The following is an 18,426-nucleotide window of genomic DNA, read 5'->3' on the forward strand; positions in this document are numbered from 1 at the left end:
GAGAAAGCCATGGCCAAGGGCATCCGCGAGAAGATCAAGCTGGAGTCGACCGCCGGTACGGGTCACTTCTACACGACCACGAAGAACAAGCGCACCACCCCCGGTAAGCTCGAGTTCAACAAGTACGACCCCGTCGCTCGCAAGCACGTGCCGTACAAGGAAATCAAGCTCAAGTAAGGCTTGTGCGGGCGCTTGCCGCCCGCGACGTTGCGCGGAATCTCCCCGCAATGCGCCGGTCGGCAGCGCAAGCTGCGTCAGCTCCAGAATGCACGAAGGCCATCAGCTCGCTGATGGCCTTCGTGTTTCAATACCCGCGTTTCACGCAAGGCCGGCCTGCCGGCCGACCTGCTGCATCATGCACGCTGGATGTTCGAGGCTTGCTTGCCCTTCGGACCCTGGGTCACCTCGAAGGAGACCTTCTCGCCTTCCTTGAGCGACTTGAAGCCGTTCATGTTGATGGCCGAGAAATGCGCAAACAAGTCCTCGCTTCCATCATCCGGCGTGATGAAGCCGAAACCCTTGGAATCGTTGAACCACTTGACGGTACCAGTTGCCATATTGCTTGAATCCTTCAAGGTTGCTCTTTACTCCGCAGCGGTGCTGCTGCGGTTGCTGTGGCGCCGACGAAGGATCAGTACTACCTCGGATCTCCTCGGCATCAAGTCCCGGCCTGCGCACGCAGCCGGTTTTACGCATTCGGCACGGCAGCGTCAACGGTCTTTCGCACCCCCACGGATACCGCAGCGCAGCATCGATCACCCTCCCGATGCGCCCCGCGGACCTCCAGGCCGCGAGGCAAAAGGGCTTCGGCGCATTGCGCATTGCACGATCGATGCCTTCACCTTCGCGCCGAAACAACACCGGCGCGCGCGCCGCAAGATCCATCAGCGCTCGCGTGTGCGCCTGCCTTCAGCCGCTCGTCCGCCTGCCGACGTGCGCGCAGCCAGCGTTTTGACTGATCACAGTTCAAGGCCCGGCTGCCGCTCATTTGCCGCTCATCTGCCGTGTTGCACTCTCGTTCGACTTCATTAGAATGGTTTCATGGGCACCCGAAAACAAGATGAAGTCATTCTCGAAGCAAAGCGGACACAGACGCGTCCGCCCCCCCTTTTCAGGGTGCTTCTGTTGAACGACGATTACACGCCGATGGATTTCGTCATCGCCGTGCTGCAGAAATATTTCGGCATGGATCGCGAACGTGCCACGCGAGTCATGCTCCAAGTCCACAGAGAGGGCATGGGGGTATGCGGCGTCTTCCCAAGAGACATCGCCACGACCAAGGTAGAGCAGGTCACCTCGTTTGCTCGTCAGCATCAGCATCCGCTGGCATGCGTGATGGAGGAGAATTGAATGATCGCGCAAGAGCTTGAAGTCAGCCTGCATATGGCTTTCGTCGAGGCACGTCAGAAACGCCACGAGTTCATCACCGTGGAGCATCTTCTGCTTGCCCTGTTGGATAACCCGTCCGCGGCACAGGTGCTACGCGCCTGCAATGCGGAAGTCGCCGATTTGCGCCGCGAACTGGCGAATTTCATCGAGGAGCACACGCCCCGCATCGAAGGCACCGAGGACATCGACACGCAACCGACGCTTGGCTTCCAGCGCGTCATCCAGCGCGCCATCCTTCACGTCCAGTCCTCCGGCAAGAAGGAGGTCACCGGCGCGAACGTGCTGGTCGCAATCTTCGGTGAGAAGGATTCGCATGCGGTGTATTTCCTGCAGAAGCAGAACATCTCCCGCCTCGACGTGGTGAACTTCATCTCGCACGGCATCGCCAAGACGCCGCCGCAAGGTGGTTCGGCCCCCTCCCGTGGCGAAGCGGAAGCAGGTGAGCAGGAGCAGGAAGACAAGCAAGGCGGCGGCGCACTCGAAGCCTACACGCAGAACCTCAACCAGCAGGCCCTGGTGGGCAAGATCGACCCCCTGATCGGCCGCGAGAAAGAGGTCGAACGCGTCATCCAGACCCTGTGCCGTCGGCGCAAGAACAACCCCTTGCTCGTCGGAGAAGCCGGCGTGGGCAAGACCGCGATTGCCGAAGGACTGGCACGCCGCATTGTCGAAGGCCGCGTACCCGAGATTCTGGAGGATGCCCAGGTCTATGCGCTCGACATGGGCTCGCTGCTCGCGGGCACCAAATACAGGGGTGACTTCGAGCAGCGCCTGAAGGCGGTGCTCAAGCAACTCACCGAGAGCCCGAGCTCCATCCTGTTCATCGACGAGATCCACACGCTGATCGGTGCGGGTGCAGCTTCGGGCGGCACGCTGGACGCATCCAACCTGCTCAAGCCGGCGCTCTCCTCCGGTCAGCTGAAGTGCATCGGCGCCACGACCTACAACGAGTTCCGCCAGGTGTTCGAGAAGGACCACGCCCTCTCCAGGCGCTTCCAGAAGATCGACGTGGTCGAGCCGTCCGTCGCCGAGACCATCGAGATCCTCAAGGGGCTCAAGACCCGTTTCGAGGAGCACCACGGGATCAAGTACAGCAGTTCGGCGCTCTCGAGCGCGGCCGAACTGTCAGCCAAGTACATCAACGACCGCCACCTGCCGGACAAGGCGATCGACGTCATCGACGAGGCCGGCGCGGCACAGCGCATTCTGCCCAAGTCGAAGCAGAAGAAGACCATCGGCAAGAACGAGATCGAGGAGATCGTCGCCAAGATCGCCCGCATCCCGCCGCGCACGGTGTCCAACGACGACAAGGCGGCACTGAAGACACTTGAGCGCGACCTCAAGAATGTCGTTTTCGGCCAGAACGCTGCGATCGAGGCGCTGGCCAAGGCAATCAAGATGTCACGCTCCGGTCTCGGCAACCCCCAGAAGCCGATCGGCTCCTTCCTGTTCTCCGGCCCCACCGGTGTCGGCAAGACCGAGGTCGCCCGACAGCTCGCCTACACCCTGGGCATCGAGCTGGTGCGCTTCGACATGTCCGAGTACATGGAGCGCCATGCCGTCAGCCGCCTGATCGGCGCTCCCCCGGGTTACGTCGGCTTCGACCAGGGTGGCCTGCTGACCGAGCAGATCAGCAAGAAGCCGCACTGCGTCCTGCTGCTCGACGAGATCGAGAAGGCCCACCCGGACATCTATAACATCTTGCTGCAGGTCATGGACCACGGCACGCTGACGGACAACAACGGCCGCCAGGCGGACTTCCGCAATGTGATCCTCGTCATGACCACCAACGCGGGCGCGGAGGCCATGCAGAAGTCGGTGATCGGCTTCTCGGCCAAGCGCGAGGCGGGCGACGAGATGAGCGAGATCAAGCGCCTGTTCACGCCGGAGTTCCGTAACCGGCTGGATGCAATGATTTCCTTCAAGGCGCTCGACAACGAGATCATCCTGCGCGTGGTCGACAAGTTCCTGATGCAGCTCGAGGCGCAGTTGCACGAGAAGAAGGTCGAGGCCCATTTCAGCGAGGAACTCAAGGCCTGGCTGGCGGAAACCGGCTTCGACCCGCTGATGGGCGCCCGTCCGATGGCCCGCCTGATCCAGGACACCATCCGCGCCGCGCTCGCCGACGAGTTGCTGTTCGGTCGCCTGGTCAATGGTGGCAAGGTCACCATCGACCTCGACGAGAACGACAAGGTCAAGCTCGTGTTCGAGGAAACGGAAGCGGCCACCGCCTGATCCATGCGCCTCTGCGGCAAGACGGCACGCCTGCGGTAACGCGGCGTGCCGTTATTTTTCATACCGCTCCGACGCAGCGCCCCAAGCCCAGGCGCACAAGGCACAGAACGCTTCGCGGATCGTCTCGTTTATCATGCCCGCTCCCGCGCCGGTCGCCCGACGCATAGCCCCCTTCTTTCGAGGAGCCAGCATGAATATCCAGACCGCCGACCTTTGCGACGCCCACGAAGACAAGCTCGCCGTCGTGGCACCCATGTTCGCCAGCTACGGAGGCCGCGCCGCCTTCGGCGGACCGATCTCCACGTTGAAGCTGTTCGAGGACAACTCGTTCGTGCGCAAGGCGGTGGAGAGCCCGGGCGAAGGTCGCGTACTCGTCATAGACGGCGGCGCCTCGATGCGCTGCGCGCTCGTCGGCGACCAGCTCGCCGAGCTGGCGGTGAAGAACGGCTGGGCAGGCATCCTCGTCTATGGCTGCATCCGCGACTCGAAAGCGATTGGCGAGATGGACCTCGGCGTGTTCGCGCTCGGTACCCATCCAAAGAAGACGGTCAAGCGCAACACCGGCGAGATTGACGTGCCGGTGAGCTTCGGTGGCGTCACCTTCCAGCCGGGCCACTACGCCTACGCGGACGAGGATGGCGTGATCGTCAGCGCCGAAGCCCTGCTGTAAACCTGTCGCTGCCGAAACGGGCTGGGGCGATCCGGTGGCGGCCCACCGGCTTCGCCACCGGCGCTGCGTGCAGCGCAACACGAAAGAGGCGAAAAACCATTTCACAGCGCTCCACATTCTTTCACGATACAAAAAATAAGATCCAAGCAACTGTTTTTCAAACAGAAGATTTTTTCTTATGTCTTATATAAGACATATTGCTGCTGCGCGGAATGACCCCTATACTTCCGTCCCATCTGCAGCAGGTTTCTCCCTCGAGCCAGCTGCAGCCGTAACACCGCGACCGGTGCCTGAAACCGCCGCGATGGTTGACCCCCTTCTGCACTGACAAGGACGCATCATGACTCTGACCCGCGAACAGCAAATCGCCGCCCTGGAAAAAGACTGGGCCGAGAACCCCCGTTGGAAGGGCGTCAAGCGCGGTTACACCGCCGCCGACGTCGTCCGCCTGCGCGGCAGCCTGCAGCCCGAGTACACGCTGGCCCAGCGTGGCGCCAAGGTGCTGTGGGAGAAGGTCAACGGCGGCGCCAAGAAGGGTTATGTGAACGCCTTCGGCGCGATCACCGCCGGTCAGGCCATGCAGCAGGCCAAGGCTGGCCTGGAAGCCGTGTATCTGTCGGGCTGGCAGGTCGCCGCCGACGGCAACACCTCCGAGACCATGTACCCGGATCAGTCGCTGTACGCCTACGACTCGGTGCCGACCATGGTTCGCCGCATCAACAACACCTTCAAGCGCGCGGACGAAATCCAGTGGTCGCGTGGTGTCAACCCGGGCGACAAGGAATTCATCGACTACTTCCTGCCGATCGTCGCTGACGCTGAAGCCGGTTTCGGCGGCGTGCTGAACGCCTTCGAACTGATGAAGAACATGATCGCCGCGGGTGCCGCCGGGGTGCACTTCGAAGACCAGTTGGCCGCCGCCAAGAAGTGCGGCCACATGGGTGGCAAGGTGCTGGTGCCGACCCGTGAAGCCATCGAGAAGCTGATCTCCGCGCGTTTCGCCGCCGACGTCATGGGTGTGCCCACCCTGATTCTGGCCCGTACCGATGCCGAGGCTGCCAACCTGATCACCTCCGACTACGACGCCAACGACAAGCCCTTCCTCACCGGCGAGCGCACCCAGGAAGGCTTCTACCGCGTCAAGAACGGTCTGGAGCAGTCGATCTCCCGCGGCGTCGCTTACGCCCCCTACGCCGACCTGGTGTGGTGCGAAACCGGCGTGCCCGATATCGGCTTCGCCCGCGAGTTCGCCCAGGCCGTGCTGGCCGCCTGCCCGGGCAAGCTGCTGTCCTACAACTGCTCGCCGTCCTTCAACTGGAAGAAGAACCTCAACGACTCGCAGATCGCCTCCTTCCAGGAAGAGCTGTCGGCGCTGGGCTACAAGTACCAGTTCATCACCCTGGCTGGTATCCACGTCAACTGGTACAACACCTTCAAGTTCGCCCACGCTTACGCTCGCGGCGAAGGCATGAAGCACTACGTCGAAATGGTCCAGGAGCCGGAATTCGCCGCGCGCGAACAAGGCTACACCTTCGTGTCCCACCAGCAGGAAGTCGGCACCGGCTACTTCGACGAAGTCACCACCGTGATCCAGGGCGGCTCCTCCTCGGTCAAGGCGCTGACCGGCTCGACCGAAGAAGAGCAGTTCCACTAAGAAACTGCATCCCCGCATAACAAGGGGGAGGAGACGGGGCCATCCTGCGGGGTGGCCTTTTCTTTGAGCCGGCGATAGCGGGATGCGCCCGCGTTCGAGCCCCGCCCACGACAGGGCCGCCCCGCAGGGCAGCCCTTCTTCGTCAACGCATCCGCGAAATCTGAGGATCAGCCGCGGCCCGGCCCCATGCCGCTACCGTTATGCGGTCCGCCCCTGCCGCCACGCATGCCGCGGTCGCCCTTGCGCCCCATGTTCTGGAACTCGGCGTCGAACACCGTCTTCTGCGCATCACTCAAGGTCGCATAGAAGGTTTCGACCGATTTGCGCGCCTGGGCCATCTCGGTCTGACGCAGGGAGCCCATCTCTTCCATGCGCTGCATGCGCTGCAGCGCAGTCTGCGCCACACCCGCCGCACTACGCTCGGCCATGCCCGTCGCCATACGCTCGGCACGCGCCTTCATGTCGGACTTGAAAGTCTCAAAGGCTGCCTTCTGCTCGGGCTTCAGCGCAAGCGACAACTCCAGGCGGGCCATATGAAGCTCAGCACGCTGGGCCATGCGGGCCTTCACCTGCTCGGGTTCGACCTGCGTCCAGCCCGCCTTGCCGCCGCGCATGCCGTCGCAGTGACCACCCCATGCGAGTACCGCGGTGGAACCCATTGCGCCAGTGGCGATGAGGGCAGCAGCGAGCGAAGTTTTCATCCAGGTTTTCATGATCGTTCTCCTGTGGGTTTCCAAGTGGGTGTTGCCCGTTCGCTTGGGCGACGGAGCCATTACATCACCGCGGTGTAAGCCCCATTTGTCCGGCAGCGGCGCTTTTGCAGCCTCTTGTCTCAGAGGCCGTGTTTGATACGCTGGGATACAAACCTCCCCTCACCCGCGCTTATGATCCCGGCCATGGAGAATCCTGCATGAACACCGCCGACCACATCCTGATCGTCGATGACGACCGCGACATCCGCCAGTTGCTCGCCGACTACCTCGAGAAGCAGGGGCTGCGCTGCACCACTGCGGCCGACGGCCGCGAGATGAAGGCGGCACTCGAGGCACACCGTATCGACATGATCGTGCTCGACGTGATGATGCCCGGTGAGGACGGCCTGAGCCTGTGCCGCAACCTGCGCGCAGGCGGCGGGGCGCACGCGAACACCCCGATCCTGATGCTGACCGCACGCGGCGAGGACATGGACCGCATCATCGGTCTGGAGATGGGCGCGGACGATTACCTGCCCAAACCCTTCCTGCCACGCGAACTGTTCGCGCGCATCCGCGCGGTGCTGCGCCGCACCCGCGCGCTGCCGCCCAATCTGGAGGCCGCGCCGCCGGCCAACGCGCGTACGCTGCGCTTCGCGCACTGGCTGCTAGACACGGTCAACCGTCACCTCATCGATGCGGACGGCAGCGTGGTCGCGCTCTCGGGTGCGGAATACCGCATGTTGAGCGTGTTCCTGTCGCACCCGCAGAAGGTTCTCTCGCGCGACCAACTGATGGAACTCACCCAGGGGCGCGAAGCGGACGTGTTCGATCGCTCGATCGACCTGCTGGTGAGCCGCCTGCGCCAGCGCCTGGGCGACAACGCGCGGGAGTCGTCCATCATCAAGACGGTGCGCAACGAAGGCTATGTGCTCGCCAGCGAAGTCAGCGTCGGCGACACTGCGCCGCTAGGCAGCACCCCATGAACCTGCACGGGCCATCCTGGCTGCACCGCCTCGCGCCGCGCACGCTCTTTGCCCGCCTGATGCTGATCTGGATGGTCGGCATCGCGCTGGTGCTCGCGGTGAGCTTCGCCCTCTTCGTCGGCGAGCGCGAACGCGTGGGGCGCAGTGCGCTGTTCGAAGGTGTCGCTCAGGAGATCGCCACCGCAGCCGATCTGCTCGATTCCATGTCCGGCCCCGAACGCGAGCGCTGGCTCGACGAGATCGGTCGCCGCCGCCTGCGCCTGACGCTGCGGCCGCCGCACGAACACCTTCGCCCACTCGCCGGCGAACACCCGCTGCGCACCGCGCTGCAGGCTGCGATGCCGCAGCGCAGCTTCGACATGTACACCCACCGCCGCAACGAACGCTCGCATCCGATGCTGCTCGTGCTCGTTCATCTGGCCGACGGTACCCCGCTGCAGATCCGCCTGCCTGACATTCCCCCCGCGCCACCGGTGATCCAGCGTGCGCCCGAGCGTCTGTTTGCTGCACTTGCGGCGCTGGTGCTGGGCGTAGGCCTGCTCACCTGGATCGCAGTGCGGCTGGCCACCCGCCCGCTGTCACGCATGGCCGAGGCTGCACGCGCACTGGGCGAAGACCCCGGGCGGGCCCCGATGGCGGTGCGCGGCCCGACCGAGGTCGCACAGGCAGCTGCCGCATTCAACCAGATGCAGCAACGCATCTCGGAACACGTCACCGAGCGCACCCGCATCCTGGCGGCCATCTCGCACGATCTGCAGACCCCAATCACCCGACTGCGATTGCGCGCCGAGATGGTCGAGGACGAAGACCTGCGCACCCGCATCCAGTCGGACCTCGACGCGATGCAGGGGCTGGTCAAGGAGGGCCTGGCCTATGCGCGCAGCCTGGACGAGCGCACCGCACCGCAGCCAATCGAGCTCGGCCCGCTGCTGCAGGCGCTCGCCGAGGATGCGCGCGACATGGGCTGGATGGTGCGGGTGCCCGAGGACTGCAGCGGACGGGTCATCGGCAACCCGCCCGCACTGCGCCGCGCACTGTGGAACCTGATCGAGAACGGGGTGAAGTTCGGCGAGACGGTCGAGCTCACGTTCGCATGCGACGCAGCCCACTGCGAGATCCTCGTCCGCGACCATGGCCCCGGTCTGCCCGAAGCCGAATTCGAGAAGGTGTTCGAGCCCTTCTACCGCACCGAATCGTCGCGCAACCGGGAGACCGGCGGCACCGGGCTGGGGCTGGCGATCGCCCGCAACCTGCTGCGCGGCCAGGGCGGCGAGGTGAGCCTGCGCAATCACCCTCAGGGCGGACTCGAGGCCTGCGTGCAGCTGCCGCTGCGGTAGCGGCCCGCCAGCGCGTGGAAAGCCGCCAGCGACTCGGCACGACGCTCCGCGCTCCAGCCCAGTTCCGCGGCGAGGATGTCCGCCACCGGCGCAGCGGCTGCTTGCGCTGCCGCCGCATCCAGGAACAACACCCGGCTGCGCCGCGCGAGCACGTCCTCCACATCGAGCGCGAAGCCCTCACGCACGGCATGGCGCACCGCATCCACCCCGGGCAGCAGACAGGCATGCTGGCCACCCGGCAGCAGCGCCGCATCATGCGGGGCAGTGCAGCCCCAGGGCATGTCGCAATCCAGCCCCAAGGTGGCCGTCGACGAGGCACGGTGCGCAAGGCCCGCCACCGCCTCCGCGCGGTCGATCGCCTGCTCCGCCATGCTGCGGTACGTGGTCCACTTTCCGCCCAGCACGCTCACCAGACCCTGCGCCGACACCTCAACCCGGTGCTCGCGCGAGACGCGACTGCTCGCCTCGGCGGATGACCCGCCCAGCAGCGGACGCAAGCCGGCGAACACGCTGCGCACATCCGCCATGTCAGGCGCACGCACCAGCCAGCGCCCTGCGGCGGCAAGCAAGCCCTCGATCTCTCCGGCAAGCGGTGCCGGCTCCTCCGGCACACCCTCACGGGGCGTGTCGGTCGTACCGATCAGCAGCTTGCCCTGCCAGGGAATCATGAACAGCACCCGGCCGTCATCAGTGTGCGGCACGAGCAATGCATCTCGCCCCGGGAGGAACGTCGCATCGACCACCAGATGCACGCCCTGGCTGGGCCTGAGCAGCGTATGCGCCCGCGGGTCTGCCATGCGCCGCACCGCATCGCCCCAAACCCCGGTGGCGTTGACCACGACCCGCGCCAACACCTCGAAACTGCGTCCGCTCGCACGCTCGGCCAGCACCGCGCCGCACACGCGGCCACCCGCTTGCAGCAGCCCGTCCGCCCGGCAGTGGTTCAACACCAGCGCCCCATGCTGGCTGGCGCTGCGGGCGAGCGAGAGTGCCAGCGCGGCATCGTCGAACTGCGCATCCCAGTACGCCACGCCACCTGCCCCCGGGGTGAGAACCCCCGGCATCATCGCACCCAGGGCTGCCGGCTCCAGCCCCTCACAGGGTGCAATGCGCAGCCCGCCCGCAAGCCGGTCGTAGAGTCCCAGGCCCACCCGCAAACGCAGGCGGTCGAGCCGCCCACGCGCCGGCACCACGAAGCGCAGCGGGCGTACCAGGGCCGGCGCGTTGCGCAGCAGATGACCACGCTCACGGAGGGCCTCGCGCACGAGCGAAAACCGGCCCTGCGCAAGGTAGCGCACGCCGCCATGGATCAGCTTGGTCGAGCGAGAACTGGTCCCCGCGGCAAAGTCGCGCGCTTCGACCAGCAGCACCGAATACCCGCGCGCCGCGGCATCGAGCGCGCAACCGAGGCCAGTGGCACCGCCGCCGATGACAAGCACGTCCCATGACGGCATCGCTGCCAGCCGCGCCAACAGGGCGTCACGGGAATAGGGGGCGGACATTCAAACGGACTCCGCCCCCTGCCCCACATCTTGCGCCCAATCGCGCGCACGTTCGACCGCTCGTGACCACAATGCACGCGCCTCGGCCCGACGTGCCGGCGACCAGCGAGGCTCGAAGCGGCGGTCGAGTTGCCAGCGCGCGGCGATCTCATCCTCGTCCTGCCACAGGCCGCACCCCAGCGCGGCAAGACACGCCGCGCCCAACGCAGTGGTTTCAAGCAAGCGCGGGCGCAGCACCGGCACCCCCAGCACATCCGCCTGCAACTGCATCAGCAGATCGTTGGCCGCCGCACCGCCGTCTACACGCAGTTCGTTCAACGCAGCCGCTCCATCACGGGCCATGGCATCGACCAGGTCTGCGCTCTGCAGCGCGATTGCCTCCAGCGCCGCGCGCGCGATGTGCGCAGCACCGCTGCCACGCGACAGCCCGAGCAGCGTGCCGCGTGCACGTGCATCCCAGTACGGTGCCCCTAGGCCGGTAAACGCCGGCACCAGCACCACCCCGCCACTGTCGGGCACACTCGCCGCGAGCGCCTCCACCTCGGCAGCCTTCTTCACCAGCCCAAGTCCGTCCCGCAGCCACTGCACCACGGCGCCGCCCATGAACACACTGCCTTCGAGCGCATAACTGGCCTGTCCGCCGGCGCTGCACCAGCCCACCGTGCTCAGCAGCCGGTTGCGCGAGATCACCGGGCGCGTACCGGTGTTCATGAGCAGGAAGCAGCCCGTACCATAGGTGTTCTTCGCCATGCCGGGGCGCAGGCACGCCTGGCCGAAGGTCGCTGCCTGCTGGTCGCCGCCAATGCCGGCGATCGGGATGGCCGCACCGAAAACCCGCGCATCCGTCTCGCCGCAAACACCGCTACTCGGCACCACTCGCGGCAGCAGCGCACGCGGGATGCGAAAGCGCTCGAGCAGCACCGGGTCCCAGTCCAGCGCACGAAGGTTGAAGAGCAGCGTGCGCGAGGCGTTACCGGGATCGGTGACGTGCAGGCGTCCGCCGCTCAGGTGCCACACGAGCCAGCTGTCCACCGTGCCGAAGGCAAGTTCCCCCGCCTCGGCACGCACGCGGGCCCCGGGGACGCTGTCGAGCAACCAGGCCAGTTTGGTCGCGGAAAAATACGGATCGAGTTCCAGCCCCGTGCGCTCACGCAGCTCTTCCGCCCAGCCCAGAGCGCGCAAACGCTCGCACTCGGCGGCGGTGCGGCGGTCCTGCCACACGATCGCGGGGGCGAGTGCACGTCCGCTTGCACGCTCCCACAACACGGTGGTCTCGCGCTGGTTGGCGATGCCGATCGCGGTCACCGCACGTGCCGGAACACCGGCATTGGCGAGCGCCTCGCGCGCACAATCGAGCTGGGTGCGCAAAATGTCGTTCGCATCATGCTCGACCCGGTCCGGCGCGGGGAAGTGCTGGGCGAACTCGGCCTGCGCGAGGCCACACACGCGCAAGCCCTCATCGAACACGATGGCGCGCGAACTGGTCGTGCCCTGGTCGAGGGCGAGCAGGTAAGCCATGGCGATCTCCGGTTGGTGCGTGCGATGACGCAAGCCTAACGCCGAAACACGGTTCTGGGGCGACTCCGGCCAAGCGCGGCCGCGCCCCCCGGCAAATGTTCGCGGCAGCGGCCCCGCGCGCGCCCCTATACGCGCCAACAGGCCCCTACACGCCGCAAAACGCCTCGCACGCCGTCTCCGTGCGCTCGCTATCAATTGCCGCTGCTCCTCCGCACAGGGCTGCATTGTGTTCCAATGAGCGGCTTCCACGCTGCAATGCAACAATCGCCATGCCCGCCTTCTGGATGATCATTTCGTGCTTCCTCTTCGCCTGCATGGGCGTATGCGTGAAGCTTGCCTCGGCCGAGTTCTCGACCGGAGAGATCGTCTTCTACCGCGGCTTCGTGAGCGGGCTGATGATGCTCGCCCTCGCCGCCACGCGCGGCATACCGCTGCGCACACCGAACTGGCGCATGCATGTTTCGCGCAGCCTGTCGGGTTCGATCGCACTGGGTTGCTACTTCTTCGCGATCGGCCTGCTGCCCCTGGCCACCGCGGTCACGCTCAACTACACGTCGCCGCTGTTCGTCGCCCTGCTGCTCGCGCTCTTCTTCGGCGAACGCCTGCGCTGGCCGGCCAGCCTCGCCGTTCTCGCGGGCTTTGCGGGGGTGATTTTGCTGCTGCGCCCCACCCTGCAGCCCGAGCAATGGGTCGGTGCCGCAGTTGGTCTGGGCTCGGGCGCCATGGCAAGCCTGGCTTACATCAGCCTGCGCGAGCTCGGCCGGGCCGGTGAGCCGGAGGTGCGGACGGTGTTCTGGTTCTCGGTGATGACCACCGTCGTCGGCCTGAGCTGGGCGCTGACCGGAGAGATCCACACCCCCGACGGCACGGAGTTCGCGACCCTGGCCGGCGTGGGCCTCTTCGGCGGCCTCGCCCAACTCGCGATGACACGCTCCTACCGCTACGGCCGCACGGTGGTGTCGGCAAACCTCAGCTACGCCACGGTGATCTTCGCCAGCCTGTTCGGCATGCTGCTGTGGGACGAACGCATGCCATGGTCGTCCTGGGCCGCCATCTGCCTGATCATCGCCGGCGCCATCACGGTGTCACTGGCCACCCGCAGCAGGCCCGCGCCGACCACCGCACCTACGCCGGAGCACGCATCGACGCGCAATTGAGCCCGTTCCCGGTCGCGGCTATAGTGGAGCCATCCTTGGCCATCCTCGTACGGCCACCCTTCGCGGCGAACTCATGGAGGCTGTCATGATCAGTACCGAGCACACGGACAAGCTGGTTTCCGTCACCGTATTCGGTGAATTCACTCTGGCCGACTACAAGGAATTCGAGGAACTGGCGAACTACCACATCCAGTTCAGCGGCCGCGTAGACGTGCTGCTCGACCTGCGCCAGATGGCGGGTTTCACGCTCGACGTCGCGTGGGAGGAGATCAAGTTCTCGCGCGAACACGCAAAGGACTTCGGCCGCATCGCAGTGATCACCGAAGACGAGTGGCTGACCTGGAGCGCATGGGTTTCGCAGTTCTTCGTCGACGCCGAAGTCAAGGTCTTCGACGACGAGCAGGAAGCACGCGGCTGGCTGGCCGCGGACGCTGAGGCGCCTGCCGAATCGTGAGCGCAGGCCCGGATGCCGCAATGAACGCAGGCTTCTCCACCCTTGTCACGGTAGACGCGCTTGCGCCACGCATCGACAATCCGGGCTGGGTCGTTTTCGATTGCCGCTTCGACCTCGCGGACGCAAGCTTCGGACGCCGGGCCTACGCCGACAGTCATCTGCCCGGCGCGTTCTTCCTCGATTTGGAAGAGGACCTCTCAGGCCCGAAGAGCGGATTCAACGGCCGCCACCCGCTGCCCGATCCCGCGCGATTGTCCGCGCGCCTCGCCGCCTGCGGCGTGGGAAAGGGCAGCCAGGTCGTCGCCTACGACGACGCTGGCGGCATGTCAGCGGCCAGACTATGGTGGCTGCTGCGCTGGCTGGGCCACACCCGCGTCGCTGTGCTGGACGGCGGCTTCCAGGCCTGGCTGGAGGCCAGCCTGCCCGTCACGGCCGCCCCGCCCGCTGCGCGCGCTGCGCAGTTTGACGGCAAGCCAGGACCACAAGGAGTAACGGTCGACGAGGTGCTCGCACACCTCGGCAGCCCGGAGATGCTGCTCGTGGACGCCCGCAGCCCGGACCGTTTCCGCGGCGAGAACGAAATGCTCGATCCGGTGGCCGGCCACATCCCTGGCGCGGTGAACCGCTTCTACCGTGACAACATGGACGAACGCGGACGCTTCAAGGCACCCTTGGACCTGCGCGCGGAATTCCTGAATCTGCTCGGCACACACGACGCGCACGAGATCGTGCATCAGTGCGGCTCGGGCGTTTCAGGCTGCGTGAATGTGCTCGCGATGGAGGTCGCCGGACTCACCGGCTCCCGCCTGTACGCCGGGTCGTGGAGCGAGTGGTGCGCCGACCCTTCGCGCCCCGTGAGCACGCGCCCAGCCTGAAGCCAAGCCTTGGCCGTGCAAGCCCGACCCTGCGCATTGCGCGTGTCCCTCACCAGTCGACCTTCTCCACCTCGCCGAGCGAGCGCCCGAGGAAGCGCTCGCCGATGGTCTGGAAGCGCAGCGGCACGTCGCTGACCACGAATCGATATGCGGCAGGCTCACCCCCAGCGCGCGCCAGACCATCCCGCTGCAGTCGCTGCGCGGCGAATTCGGCGGTGGTCACGGCAGAATCGATGAGTTGCACGCGCGGCCCGATCACGTCGCGCAGCAAGGGCTTCAGCAGCGGATAGTGGGTGCACCCCAGGACCAGACTGTCGACCTCCTCGGCCAGTACCGGCCGCAGATACTCCTGCGCGGTCAGGCGGGTGACGGGATGATCCAGCCAGCCCTCCTCCACCAGCGGCACGAACAGCGGGCAGGCCTGCGAATACACACGCACCGAAGGATCGAGCTCGTGCATGCGACGGGCATAGGCGTTGCTGTTGATGGTCGTGGGCGTCCCGATCACGCCCACGCGGCGCCCGGGCGAACTCGCCACTGCGGCACGTGCGCCCGCCTCGATGACGTCCAGCACCGGAATGCCGGCCGCGAGGCGGTGCACCACCTCGGCAGCGACCGCAGCGATGGTGTTGCAGGCAATGATCAGCATCTTGACGTCGCGCTTCAGCAGGAACTCGGTGATCTGCGCGGTGAAGTGCTCGATCGTGGCGACTGATTTGACGCCGTAGGGCACGCGGGCGGTATCGCCGAAATAGACGATGTCCTCGAGCGGCAGACGCTCCATCAGCGCGCGCACCACGGTAAGCCCGCCCACGCCGGAATCGAACACCCCGATCGGGCGCGCAGGCGCACTCATCGCCCTGCTCCCGGGCGGCACTGGTGACGCATCAAGACAGCACCACCGAGGCGAACTTGCGCTTGCCGACCTGCAGCACGACGGTCTCACCGGCGCGAAGCAGCAAGCCCTTGTCTTCTGCGCGCTCGCCGTCGATGCGCACCCCCCCCTGCTCGATCATGCGCATCGCCTCCGAAGTCGTGCCGGTGAGCCCGGCCTGCTTCAGCACCTGGAACAACGGCATGCCCTCCGCACCGACACGCACGCTCACCTGCGCAATGTCATCGGGGATCGCGTTGCGCTGGAAACGTGCCTGGAAATCGGCGAGCGCCTCTTCGGCGGCACGCTGTCCATGGAAGCGAGCGACGAACTCCATCGCCAGCATCACCTTCACATCACGCGGGTTACGCCCTCCCTCCACATCCGCGCGCAACTGCGCGATCTCGGTGGTAGAGCGGAAGGACAGCAACTCGTAGTAGCGCCACATCAGCGTGTCGGAAACCGACATGGTCTTGCCGAAGATCTCCTTCGCCGGCTCGGCGATGCCGATGTAGTTGCCCAGCGATTTGGACATCTTGTTCACGCCGTCCAGCCCCTCGAGCAGCGGCACCATCACCACGCACTGCGGCGCCTGACCGAAGTGCTTCTGCAGTTCGCGGCCCATGAGCAGATTGAAGCGCTGATCGGTACCACCGAGCTCAACGTCGGACTGCATCGCCACCGAGTCATACCCTTGGCACAAGGGATAGAGGAACTCATGGATCGCGATCGGCTGGTTGTTGCCGTAGCGCTTGGCAAAATCGTCGCGCTCGAGCATGCGCGCTACGGTCTGCTGCGCGGCCAGGCGGATCATGCCGGCGGCGCCGAGATCGTTCATCCAGGCCGAGTTGAAGCAGATCTCGGTCTTCTCCGGGTCTAGGATCTTGAACACCTGCTCCTGGTAGGTCTTCGCGTTCTCCACGATCTGCTCGCGCGACAGCGGCGGCCGCGTGGTGTTCTTGCCGCTCGGGTCACCGATCATGCCGGTGAAGTCGCCAATCAGGAACTGGACGGTGTGGCCGAGTTCCTGGAAATGACGCATCTTGTTGATCAGCACGGTGTGGCCAAGGTGGAGGTCGGGTGCGGTGGGGTCGAAGCCGGCCTTCACCCGCAAAGGCTTGCCGCGCTTGAGCTTCTCGACCAGTTCGGCCTCGATCAGGATGGCATCGGTGCCACGCTTGATCAGGTCGATCGCAGCCTGAACATCAGACATTCAATTTCTCCAAAAATACTTTGCCGAACTGAAGCGCACCTTTGCTACACTTCCGAAAATTTTTCCCAGCGTTCAAGCGAACCGAGCTCATGAAGGCCAGAAAGACCCGAATTCTAGCCGATCTGCCGGCCCGTCTCCTCTCCCGCCCACGGACCTGGATCGCAGCCGGCGTGGCAGGGGCGTCGTTGATGGGCGTCGTCGCAGCCACGGCCGTCACGCCGGACACCCTACCCCCGGACATCCTGTTCGAGCGCGTCGTCGAAAACCTGCCCGCGCCGGAGCTGGAGATCGCCAACACCGACGACCTGCCCTTCATACAGGTCGAGCAGATCCGCACCGGAGACACATTGCAGGCGATCTTCACCCGCCTCGGCATCGACGACGCCGAAGCGCTGAACCACCTTACCGCCTCCGACGAAGGCAAGCAGGCGATCCGCATGATGCGGGCTGATCGTACGGTCACGGCAGTCGTTTCGCCCGCGGGCAAGTTGCTCTCCCTGAACCTTCCGATGGGCAACACCGCGCAGGACCTCGTCCTCGAGCGCGGTGACAAGGGCCTGGCACTACGCAACTCCACGAGTGCCGAGCAGAGCACGATGGTCGAGATGCGCTCGGGCACGATCACGCACTCCCTGTTCGGCGCCACGGAAGCCGCCGGCCTGCCCGACAACGTTGCGACGCAACTCGCCACCCTCTTCGGCACCTGGATCGATTTCCGCTCCGACCTGCGCAAAGGCGACCGCTTCAACGTCGTCTACGAGGCGATCTACGAGGAAGGCAACCCGGTGCGCGCCGGACGCATCCTGGCCGCAGAGTTCATCAACAACGGTGAACGCTACGCCGTCGTCCGTTACAAGGGCCCCAGCGGCAGGGAGCAATACTACAGCGACGACGGCCGCAGCCTGCAGCAGGGCTTCCTGCGTACGCCACTGGAGTTCTCGCGCGTCAGTTCGAACTTCGGCCGCCGCCTGCATCCGATCAAGGGCAAGTGGCGTGAGCACAACGGTACCGATTTCGCAGCACCGACCGGAACCCCGGTGATGGCCTCTTCCGACGCCACGGTCGACTTCGTCGGCAAACAGCGCGGCTTTGGCAACCTGATCATCCTCAAGCACCGCAACGAGATCACCACGTACTACGCACACCTCAACGGCTTTGCCAAGGGCCTCTCCAAGGGTCAGGTCGTGAGTCAGGGCGACGTGATCGGCTTTGTCGGCTGCACCGGCTGGTGCACCGGGCCGCACCTGCACTACGAGGTTCGCATCCAGGGGCGCCCCTCCGATCCGATGACGGTCGCCCTGCCCGCAGCGGATTCGTTCAGCGCCAAGGAACTCGCTGCCTTCAAGCAAGACACGGCACCGCTACGTCAGCGCTTTGCGCTGCTCAACTACGAGTTTGCAGACGCGCGCTGAGCCGCGCCAGCAAGGCTAAAGAACAAACGGGGCGCACAGCGCCCCGTTTTTCCTTCAGCGGCCCAGTTCAGACGGTGAACGAAGAACCGCAGCCGCAGGTGCTGGTAGCGTTCGGATTCCGAATCACGAACTGCGAGCCCTCGAGACCTTCGGTGTAGTCGATCTCCGCGCCGAGCAGGTACTGATAGCTCATCGGGTCGATCAACAACATCACACCATTCTTCTCGTAGGTCGTATCGTCCTCGTTCACCTCCTCATCGAAGGTGAAGCCGTACTGGAAGCCGGAGCAGCCACCACCGGACACGAAGACGCGCAGCTTGAGATCGGGATTGCCTTCTTCCTCGATCAGCTCTCGCACCTTGTTTGCGGCGCTGTCGGTAAAGACAAGGATATCGGGGGTTTCGACTTCTGCGCTCATGTTTTCTCCTCTGTTGGGGGGTGCCGCGAATGATGCGCCT

Annotated in this window: 18 protein-coding genes; 11 read left to right on the forward strand and 7 right to left on the reverse strand. The window is 65.3% G+C overall.

Features of this window, described 5'->3' with window-relative positions:
* Positions 1–9 precede the first annotated feature (9 nt).
* The gene (rpmG, locus tag ACNKW1_RS05060) at positions 10–177 is read left to right on the forward strand and encodes a 50S ribosomal protein L33 (protein ID WP_075149299.1); all 168 of its coding nucleotides are present in this window, start codon (positions 10–12) and stop codon (positions 175–177) included.
* Positions 178–353: 176 nt separating this feature from the next.
* Here rpmG and ACNKW1_RS05065 read toward each other — a convergent pair whose 3' ends face one another.
* On the reverse strand, positions 354–557 hold the full coding sequence (locus ACNKW1_RS05065) for a cold-shock protein (RefSeq protein ID WP_418363508.1): 204 nt from the start codon (positions 555–557) through the stop codon (positions 354–356).
* 484 nt (positions 558–1,041) lie between these two features.
* On the opposite strand from ACNKW1_RS05065, the gene clpS reads away from it, so the two are divergent.
* From clpS to aceA, 4 genes are all read left to right on the forward strand, one after another.
* On the forward strand, positions 1,042–1,350 hold the full coding sequence (gene clpS / locus ACNKW1_RS05070) for an ATP-dependent Clp protease adapter ClpS (RefSeq protein WP_418363509.1): 309 nt from the start codon (positions 1,042–1,044) through the stop codon (positions 1,348–1,350).
* The gene (gene clpA / locus ACNKW1_RS05075) at positions 1,351–3,624 is read left to right on the forward strand and encodes an ATP-dependent Clp protease ATP-binding subunit ClpA (protein WP_418363510.1); all 2,274 of its coding nucleotides are present in this window, start codon (positions 1,351–1,353) and stop codon (positions 3,622–3,624) included.
* A 190-nt stretch (positions 3,625–3,814) separates the two neighbouring features.
* Entirely contained in the window at positions 3,815–4,294 is a 480-nt protein-coding gene (gene rraA / locus ACNKW1_RS05080) for a ribonuclease E activity regulator RraA (RefSeq protein WP_418363511.1), read from the forward strand.
* Between the two features lie 340 nt (positions 4,295–4,634).
* Positions 4,635–5,948, forward strand: a complete 1,314-nt coding sequence (aceA, locus tag ACNKW1_RS05085) for an isocitrate lyase (RefSeq protein WP_418363512.1) — start codon at positions 4,635–4,637, stop codon at positions 5,946–5,948.
* A 167-nt stretch (positions 5,949–6,115) separates the two neighbouring features.
* On the opposite strand, the gene ACNKW1_RS05090 is transcribed toward aceA, so the two are convergent.
* Positions 6,116–6,661 carry a Spy/CpxP family protein refolding chaperone gene (locus tag ACNKW1_RS05090; protein WP_418363513.1) on the reverse strand — a complete coding sequence of 182 codons (546 nt, stop codon included), beginning with the start codon at positions 6,659–6,661 and terminating at the stop codon, positions 6,116–6,118.
* A 197-nt stretch (positions 6,662–6,858) separates the two neighbouring features.
* On the opposite strand from ACNKW1_RS05090, the gene ACNKW1_RS05095 reads away from it, so the two are divergent.
* Positions 6,859–7,626 carry a response regulator gene (locus ACNKW1_RS05095; RefSeq protein ID WP_418363514.1) on the forward strand — a complete coding sequence of 256 codons (768 nt, stop codon included), beginning with the start codon at positions 6,859–6,861 and terminating at the stop codon, positions 7,624–7,626.
* Positions 7,623–8,963, forward strand: a complete 1,341-nt coding sequence (locus ACNKW1_RS05100; protein ID WP_418363515.1) for an ATP-binding protein — start codon at positions 7,623–7,625, stop codon at positions 8,961–8,963. The genes ACNKW1_RS05095 and ACNKW1_RS05100 overlap by 4 nt, the downstream gene beginning before the upstream one ends.
* Here the strand turns inward: ACNKW1_RS05100 and ACNKW1_RS05105 are convergent.
* The gene (locus ACNKW1_RS05105) at positions 8,921–10,465 is read right to left on the reverse strand and encodes an FAD-dependent oxidoreductase (protein WP_418363516.1); all 1,545 of its coding nucleotides are present in this window, start codon (positions 10,463–10,465) and stop codon (positions 8,921–8,923) included. The two genes, ACNKW1_RS05100 and ACNKW1_RS05105, sit on opposite strands and share 43 nt — an antisense overlap.
* Positions 10,466–11,983 carry a glycerol kinase GlpK gene (gene glpK / locus ACNKW1_RS05110; RefSeq protein WP_418363517.1) on the reverse strand — a complete coding sequence of 506 codons (1,518 nt, stop codon included), beginning with the start codon at positions 11,981–11,983 and terminating at the stop codon, positions 10,466–10,468.
* A gap of 269 nt (positions 11,984–12,252) precedes the next feature.
* Here glpK and ACNKW1_RS05115 point away from each other — a divergent pair, with 269 nt between their 5' ends.
* From ACNKW1_RS05115 to ACNKW1_RS05125, 3 genes are all read left to right on the forward strand, one after another.
* The gene (locus ACNKW1_RS05115; protein WP_418363518.1) at positions 12,253–13,140 is read left to right on the forward strand and encodes a DMT family transporter; all 888 of its coding nucleotides are present in this window, start codon (positions 12,253–12,255) and stop codon (positions 13,138–13,140) included.
* Positions 13,141–13,225: 85 nt separating this feature from the next.
* The gene (locus tag ACNKW1_RS05120; RefSeq protein ID WP_418363519.1) at positions 13,226–13,594 is read left to right on the forward strand and encodes an STAS/SEC14 domain-containing protein; all 369 of its coding nucleotides are present in this window, start codon (positions 13,226–13,228) and stop codon (positions 13,592–13,594) included.
* Positions 13,595–13,614: 20 nt separating this feature from the next.
* On the forward strand, positions 13,615–14,469 hold the full coding sequence (locus ACNKW1_RS05125) for a sulfurtransferase (RefSeq protein ID WP_418363520.1): 855 nt from the start codon (positions 13,615–13,617) through the stop codon (positions 14,467–14,469).
* A gap of 49 nt (positions 14,470–14,518) precedes the next feature.
* Here ACNKW1_RS05125 and murI read toward each other — a convergent pair whose 3' ends face one another.
* Positions 14,519–15,325 (reverse strand): glutamate racemase, encoded by an 807-nt coding sequence (murI, locus tag ACNKW1_RS05130; protein ID WP_418363521.1) that lies wholly within the window; start codon positions 15,323–15,325, stop codon positions 14,519–14,521.
* A 31-nt stretch (positions 15,326–15,356) separates the two neighbouring features.
* Positions 15,357–16,556, reverse strand: a complete 1,200-nt coding sequence (tyrS, locus tag ACNKW1_RS05135) for a tyrosine--tRNA ligase (RefSeq protein WP_418363522.1) — start codon at positions 16,554–16,556, stop codon at positions 15,357–15,359.
* Between the two features lie 89 nt (positions 16,557–16,645).
* Between tyrS and ACNKW1_RS05140 the strand changes: the two genes are divergently transcribed.
* Positions 16,646–17,968, forward strand: coding sequence for a M23 family metallopeptidase (locus ACNKW1_RS05140; protein WP_418363523.1), 1,323 nt, complete (start codon positions 16,646–16,648; stop codon positions 17,966–17,968).
* A gap of 67 nt (positions 17,969–18,035) precedes the next feature.
* Here ACNKW1_RS05140 and erpA read toward each other — a convergent pair whose 3' ends face one another.
* The gene (gene erpA, locus ACNKW1_RS05145; RefSeq protein WP_418363524.1) at positions 18,036–18,386 is read right to left on the reverse strand and encodes an iron-sulfur cluster insertion protein ErpA; all 351 of its coding nucleotides are present in this window, start codon (positions 18,384–18,386) and stop codon (positions 18,036–18,038) included.
* Positions 18,387–18,426: the final 40 nt, after the last annotated feature.

This window comes from Thauera sp. WH-2 (assembly GCF_048321015.1).
GTDB lineage: Bacteria > Pseudomonadota > Gammaproteobacteria > Burkholderiales > Rhodocyclaceae > Thauera.

Coding starts and splice junctions, on each gene's coding strand:
- rpmG (WP_075149299.1), top strand. CDS start 10: ATGGCCAAGGGCATCCGCGAGAAGATCAAGCTGGAGTCGACCGCCGGT.
- ACNKW1_RS05065 (WP_418363508.1), bottom strand. CDS start 557: ATGGCAACTGGTACCGTCAAGTGGTTCAACGATTCCAAGGGTTTCGGC.
- clpS (WP_418363509.1), top strand. CDS start 1,042: ATGGGCACCCGAAAACAAGATGAAGTCATTCTCGAAGCAAAGCGGACA.
- clpA (WP_418363510.1), top strand. CDS start 1,351: ATGATCGCGCAAGAGCTTGAAGTCAGCCTGCATATGGCTTTCGTCGAG.
- rraA (WP_418363511.1), top strand. CDS start 3,815: ATGAATATCCAGACCGCCGACCTTTGCGACGCCCACGAAGACAAGCTC.
- aceA (WP_418363512.1), top strand. CDS start 4,635: ATGACTCTGACCCGCGAACAGCAAATCGCCGCCCTGGAAAAAGACTGG.
- ACNKW1_RS05090 (WP_418363513.1), bottom strand. CDS start 6,661: ATGAAAACCTGGATGAAAACTTCGCTCGCTGCTGCCCTCATCGCCACT.
- ACNKW1_RS05095 (WP_418363514.1), top strand. CDS start 6,859: ATGAACACCGCCGACCACATCCTGATCGTCGATGACGACCGCGACATC.
- ACNKW1_RS05100 (WP_418363515.1), top strand. CDS start 7,623: ATGAACCTGCACGGGCCATCCTGGCTGCACCGCCTCGCGCCGCGCACG.
- ACNKW1_RS05105 (WP_418363516.1), bottom strand. CDS start 10,465: ATGTCCGCCCCCTATTCCCGTGACGCCCTGTTGGCGCGGCTGGCAGCG.
- glpK (WP_418363517.1), bottom strand. CDS start 11,983: ATGGCTTACCTGCTCGCCCTCGACCAGGGCACGACCAGTTCGCGCGCC.
- ACNKW1_RS05115 (WP_418363518.1), top strand. CDS start 12,253: ATGCCCGCCTTCTGGATGATCATTTCGTGCTTCCTCTTCGCCTGCATG.
- ACNKW1_RS05120 (WP_418363519.1), top strand. CDS start 13,226: ATGATCAGTACCGAGCACACGGACAAGCTGGTTTCCGTCACCGTATTC.
- ACNKW1_RS05125 (WP_418363520.1), top strand. CDS start 13,615: ATGAACGCAGGCTTCTCCACCCTTGTCACGGTAGACGCGCTTGCGCCA.
- murI (WP_418363521.1), bottom strand. CDS start 15,325: ATGAGTGCGCCTGCGCGCCCGATCGGGGTGTTCGATTCCGGCGTGGGC.
- tyrS (WP_418363522.1), bottom strand. CDS start 16,556: ATGTCTGATGTTCAGGCTGCGATCGACCTGATCAAGCGTGGCACCGAT.
- ACNKW1_RS05140 (WP_418363523.1), top strand. CDS start 16,646: ATGAAGGCCAGAAAGACCCGAATTCTAGCCGATCTGCCGGCCCGTCTC.
- erpA (WP_418363524.1), bottom strand. CDS start 18,386: ATGAGCGCAGAAGTCGAAACCCCCGATATCCTTGTCTTTACCGACAGC.